We start from the raw sequence: 5,280 nt of genomic DNA, 5'->3' as shown, positions 1-5,280 counted from the left end.
GTCCGGGCGGGGCGTCGGAGGTCTTGGCGACGGGGGTGTCGCGCGGGTTCGGGGCGGCCATGGGCGTCAGGGTAAGGGCCACGGGGCGCTGTGACGCCTGTCGGGGGTCGGGCCGGCACCGGGACCTTGGTCCTACTCCCCCGGGCCGCGGCGGTCCGGCGTTCGTGAACGGCGTGTGGCGGTCCCGTTGCGCCGCACCGGAATGCCTTGAGCGCCGCTCCCGCCCCGCCGTACGGTCGGCGTACCGATTGCGCGGCGGCGGGGTGGTGAGGACCACACCCCGTCACCGACCCCGGCCGTGTGCCCGAGTGGCTCAGGGATTCGCCTGCAAAGCGAAGTACGCGGGTTCGATTCCCGCCACGGCCTCCCCCGCGGGCGGGGTGCTCTCAGAGCACCCCGCCCGCTTCGTCCTGGAACAGCTCCGTCCAGTAGTGCCAGTCGGCGTCGGTCGTGGCGCCCGTCGGGTCGACGGAGGTCAGGACCTGGATCATCGTCATGGCCAGCTGGTCGTACGTCTCGCTGGTCAGCGCGTGGCCCGACTCCTCGTCGACGGCGCGCTCGCGGTGCAGCAGCCAGAGGGTGAAGGCGAGGGTCGAGATGTCCGTGTTCAGCGGGTACAGGACGCCGTCCGGCTCGCTCCAGTTCAGCACCGCGCCGGTGGCGCCGTCGACGACCAGGCTGTGGTCCTCGACCAGGTAGCCGAGGCGGACGAGCCGGTCGGCGTGGGCGGGGAGGAGGCCGGCCGGGAACCAGCCGGGGGCGCCGCGGTCCTCGCCGTGGTACTCGGTCAGGGTCCGCAGCGGCAGGTCGGTGTCCAGCTGGAACAGGAAGCCGTCCTCGGGCAGGCCCGTCTCGCGCAGGAAGCGGCGGGTCGGCTCGTGCGTCAGCGTCGCGGGGAAGTCGAACTCCTCGAAACGGACCACGCCCCGCCGGCCGAACTCCTGGTCGAGCAGGCGGAGCGGGAGGTCCAGGGCGAGCCCCGAGACCGTGCCCGGACCGGCCACCAGGGCCAGCGGGCGGATCAGCGCGGCCATCCGCCACAGCGGCGCCGGCTCGCCGTCCGCCCCCTCCTCGAACACCGCGAGCAGCTGCCGCGAGGCCTCCGCCACCGCCTTCGTGCCCCAGCGGCCCGCATAGGAGGCGAACTGGCCGCGCAGACCCGCCAGTTCGTCCGTCGCGGCGGCGAACCGCACCAGGGTCGGCAGCGACGGGGCGAGCGGACGGCGGTCCATCAGGTCGGGCCGGCCGGGGAGGAAGTGCGTCGTGGACACCTCGCCGGTGGCGCCGTCGAGCAGCACCGACTCCGTCTCCGGGCCACCGGGGCCGAGCAGTCCGCCGATGACCAACTGGTCCCGCAGCTCATCGGAGAGCTTCCCGTCCGGGTCGCCGGTCGCGCCGGCGACCGTGCGCAGGCCCTCGCCCCGCAGCCGCGTGAAGCTGAACAGGCCGCTGTCGCAGGGCAGTCCGGGGCCGGTCAGCCAGCGGCGCGTGGACGCGTGCGTGACGAACGGGCCGAGGTCGTCCTCGGTCAGGGTGATGGCCGCCGCGGTGCCCGTGGTGTTCACGGCGTCCGTGACAACGGTGTCGGTCGTGCTCATGGCTCCCCCGTGCTACGCGTGCTCAGTCCCGTGTCCCGTGCTGCTCCGCCGCCCCGGACGGCGCCGTCCCGTCCGGACGGGACGGACCCCGGCCCTCCGCGCCCGGCGGCCGTCCCCACCGCTCGGAACACTACGCGTCACCACTGACAACGCCCCGGAACGGGAACGGGCGGACGGACGACCGGCCGGAAACGGGCACGGACCGGACGCCCCACCCCACAAGACGCGCGAACACCCCCGTGCGTTGCCTCCGCACGGGAATCGGCACGGACCTCCTCCGTCCGCCCGGTCCCGGCGGCCGGCGGGAACCGGCCGGCGGGAGGCCGGCCGGGGGGACGCCGGCGGGAGGCCGACCCGTAGGGGGCCGGTCCGCGGACCCCGCGGACCGGTCGCGTCAGCCGGTCACCACCGCGGCCTGCGGCCGGATCGGCAGGCGGTTGACCGGGCGGCCGGTGGCCGCGCGGACGGCGGCGGCGATGGCCGCCGGCGAGGTCACCACCGGCACCGCGCTGACCGACTTCGCGCCGAACGGCGCGACCACGTCCCGCTCCTCGACCAGCTTCACGATCTCGATGTCGGGCGCGTCCAGCGCGGTCGGCAGGGCGTAGCCGGTGAGGTCGGGGTGGCGGACCAGACCGCGCGGGGTGCGCAGGTTCTCGGTGAGGGCGGCGCCCAGGCCCTGGGTCACGCCCGCCTCGATCCGGGCGGCCAGCTGGGCCGGGTTCAGCACCCGCCCGACGTCCTGGGCGACGGCCAGTTCCACGACCCGTACGGAGCCGATCTCGATGTCGACGTCGACCACGGCGCGGATCGCGCAGAAGGACATGCCGACGTAGGCGTCGCCCTGGCCCGATCCGTCCAGGGGCTCCGTGGGGTGCGGCCGGCACTGGGCGGTGGCCCACAGTTCCTTGCCCTCCAGGGCCTCGGCCACGGGCGTCGACAGCACGCCGTCGTACGAGGTGATGCGGCCGTCGGTGATCTGGAGCAGCTCGGTGGACATGCCGAACTTGTGGGCCAGGGGCTGCAGGAGCTGGGTGCGGACCATCTTCGCCGCGCGTTCCACCGCGCCGCCCGACACCCAGGTGTGCCGGCCGCGGCTGCCCGCACCCGCGGCGGGCTGGTCGGTGTCCACGGGGGCCACGCGCACCTCGTCGACGCCGAGGATCTCCTGGACGATCTGCCGGGCCAGCGTGGTGAAGCCCTGGCCGGTCTCGACGGCCGCGCACAGCACCGTCGCCACCCCGTCCTGGACCTTCACGGTGGCCGTGGACACCTCGTCCGCGCCCTCGCCGCCGAGCATGTGCACCATGCCGAGGCCGTAGCCCACCCCGCGGCGCACCGCGCCCGGTTCGCCCGCGCCCTCGGGGCCGCCGGGCAGCAGCCACTCGTCCTCGGGGGTGTCCTTGGGCAGGGGCGGCAGCGGGTGGTCCCGCACCGCCTCGAGGAGTTCGGCGACCGGGGCCGGGCAGGTCACGGTCTGGCCGGTGGGCATGACGTCGCCGGTCGCCATGACGTTGCGCAGGCGCAGTTCGGCCGGGTCGAGGCCGAGCTTCTTGGCGAGCTTGTCCATCTGCGCCTCGTAGGCGGCGCACACCTGCAGGGCGCCCTCGCCGCGCATGTGGCCGGAGGGCGGGTTGTTGGTGCGGACCGCCCAGCCCTCGATGAAGGCGTTCGGAACGACGTAGGGGCCGCAGGCGAAGGCGACGGCGGCGGCCAGCGCGTCCGACGAGGTGTCGGCGTAGGCGCCCGCGTCGAGCAGGATCTGCGCCTCGACCTTCACCAGCCGGCCCTCGGCGTCGGCGTGGTGGCGGTAGCGCAGCAGGGTGGGGTGCCGGTGGGCGTGGCCGAGGAAGGACTCCTCGCGCGTGGCGGTGAGCTTGACCGGACAGCCGGTCCTCAGCGCCAGCAGGCCGAGCGGCAGCTGGAAGCTCTGGTCCTCGCGGTCGGCGGTCGCGCCGGGCACCCCGGTGACGACGATCTTCACGCGGTCGGGTTCCAGGCCGAAGGCGGCGGCGGCCGCGTCCCGGTCGCCGTGCGGGTCGGTGGAGGCCAGGTACAGCTCGACCCCGCCGTCCGGGCGGGGGACGGCGAGTCCGGCCTCGGCGCCGATGGGGGCGGGGTCCTGGCGGCCGATGCGGTACAGGCCGTCGACGACGAGGTCGCCGGCCGCGTCCGGGTCGCCGTGCCGCAGCGGGATGTGCCGGATCAGGTTGCCGTCGGGGTGCAGCGGTTCGGCCTCGAAGGCCTGCTCGGGGTCGGTCACCGGGTCGAGCACCTCGTACTCGACGATGACGGCGGCGGCAGCCATCCGCGCGGTGTCCGGGTGGTCGGCGGCGACGGCGGCGATGGCCTCGCCGTGGTGGCGCACGACGTCGGAGGCGAAGACCGGGCGGTCGTGCCGGCCGCGCTCGTACACCGGGGTGCCGGGGACGTCCTCGTGGGTGATGACGGCGTGCACGCCGGGCATCTCGCGGGCGTGGCTGGTGTCGATGGACGCGATCCGCGCGTGCGGGTGCGGGGAGCGCAGCACGGCCGCCCACAGCAGGCCCTCGGCCCACAGGTCGGCGGCGTACGGGAAGGTGCCCTCGGTCTTGGCGCGGGTGTCGGCGGCGGGCAGGGAGGCCCCGAGGCCGCGCGGGGGCGGCTGCGTCCCGGTGGTGTCCTCCGCGGCCCGTGCGGTCTGCACGGTGGTGGCCTCGTCGCTCATGCCTGGCCTCCGTCCCGGCCGTGGGGCCGGCTCTGCGCTCCGGGGTCCGGGAAGGCGGCGTGGCCGACGCCGCCGGCGCCCGGTCCCGCCTGGTGCGGGATGCGGACCTCGCCCGTCCCGTCGCCGGCGTCCCGGTCCGTGCCGTGGGCGCCGCCCTGCCCGTCGTGGTCGTCGTGGTCCTCCTGGGCGGCCTCGCGTTCGGCGACGACCTCCTGGACGGCCTCCACCACGCCCCGGTAGCCGGAGCAGCGGCACAGGTTGCCGCACAGGGCCTGGCGGGTCTCCAGGCGGGTGGGGGCCGGGTTGCCCTCCAGCAGGTCGTGCACGGTCATCGCCATGCCCGGTACGCAGAAGCCGCACTGCACCGCGCCGCACCGCGCGAGCGCGCGCTGCACGTCCGAGGGCCGGCCGTCCTGGGCGAGGCCCTCGACGGTGCGGACCTCGCTGCCGGCCGTGGTGACGGCCGGGACCAGGCAGGACGCGACGAGCCGGCCGTCGACCTGCACGTTGCAGGCCCCGCACTCGCCCTGGGAGCAGCCGTCCTTGGCGCCGGCGAGGCCGAGGCGCTCGCGCAGCACGTAGAGCAGCGACTCGCCGATCCAGGCGTCGGTGACGGGCCGGTCGGTGCCGTTGACGCGCAGCACGTAGGAGGCGAGGGGGTGGTCGTCGTGCACGGCACCGGACAGCGGCGCGTGCCCGGGTGACGTGCCGTCGGACGCCTCCGGGCCGGTGCCGGGGTCCGCGGCAGGCGCGGGGCCGGTGCCGGGGTCCGCGGGTCCCGCTCCGGTGGCCCCGGCCGGGGCCGTTCCGGTGTGGTCCCGGGTGTCCTCCGGGACCGCCGTGCCCTCCGGGACCGCCGTGCCCTCCGGTGCCGCCGGGCCCTCCTGGGCGCCGTGCGGCTCCCGGGGCTCCAGGGCCCCCTGAGAGCTCTCGGCCGCCTCCTGGGGCCCCGGGAGCCCCAGGAGGCGGCCGAGA

Annotated in this window: 3 protein-coding genes and 1 tRNA gene; 1 reads left to right on the top strand and 3 read right to left on the bottom strand. The window is 76.0% G+C overall.

The window, feature by feature from the left end:
* Positions 1–294 precede the first annotated feature (294 nt).
* Positions 295–366: transfer RNA gene (locus tag AOK18_RS01490), tRNA-Cys, on the top strand.
* Between the two features lie 20 nt (positions 367–386).
* Here the strand turns inward: AOK18_RS01490 and AOK18_RS01485 are convergent.
* The 3 genes from AOK18_RS01485 to AOK18_RS01475 all read right to left on the bottom strand — a co-directional run.
* Complete coding sequence (locus tag AOK18_RS01485) at positions 387–1,598, bottom strand: SUKH-4 family immunity protein (protein ID WP_055693067.1); 1,212 nt, start codon at positions 1,596–1,598, stop codon at positions 387–389.
* Positions 1,599–1,992: 394 nt separating this feature from the next.
* Positions 1,993–4,305 (bottom strand): xanthine dehydrogenase family protein molybdopterin-binding subunit, encoded by a 2,313-nt coding sequence (locus tag AOK18_RS01480; RefSeq protein ID WP_055575038.1) that lies wholly within the window; start codon positions 4,303–4,305, stop codon positions 1,993–1,995.
* A partial coding sequence (locus AOK18_RS01475; protein ID WP_240503011.1) for a (2Fe-2S)-binding protein occupies positions 4,302–5,280 on the bottom strand: 979 nt, incomplete at its 5' end. The genes AOK18_RS01480 and AOK18_RS01475, both read right to left, overlap by 4 nt.

The sequence above is a fragment of the Streptomyces prasinopilosus genome (assembly GCF_001419695.1).
GTDB classification, from domain to species: Bacteria; Actinomycetota; Actinomycetes; order Streptomycetales; family Streptomycetaceae; genus Streptomyces; species Streptomyces prasinopilosus.
This window is presented reverse-complemented; position numbering and strand designations above follow the sequence as displayed.

What these genes read in the sequence shown, in the direction of transcription:
- AOK18_RS01485 (WP_055693067.1), bottom strand. Translation starts at nt 1,598, where the DNA reads ATGAGCACGACCGACACCGTTGTCACGGACGCCGTGAACACCACGGGC.
- AOK18_RS01480 (WP_055575038.1), bottom strand. Translation starts at nt 4,305, where the DNA reads ATGAGCGACGAGGCCACCACCGTGCAGACCGCACGGGCCGCGGAGGAC.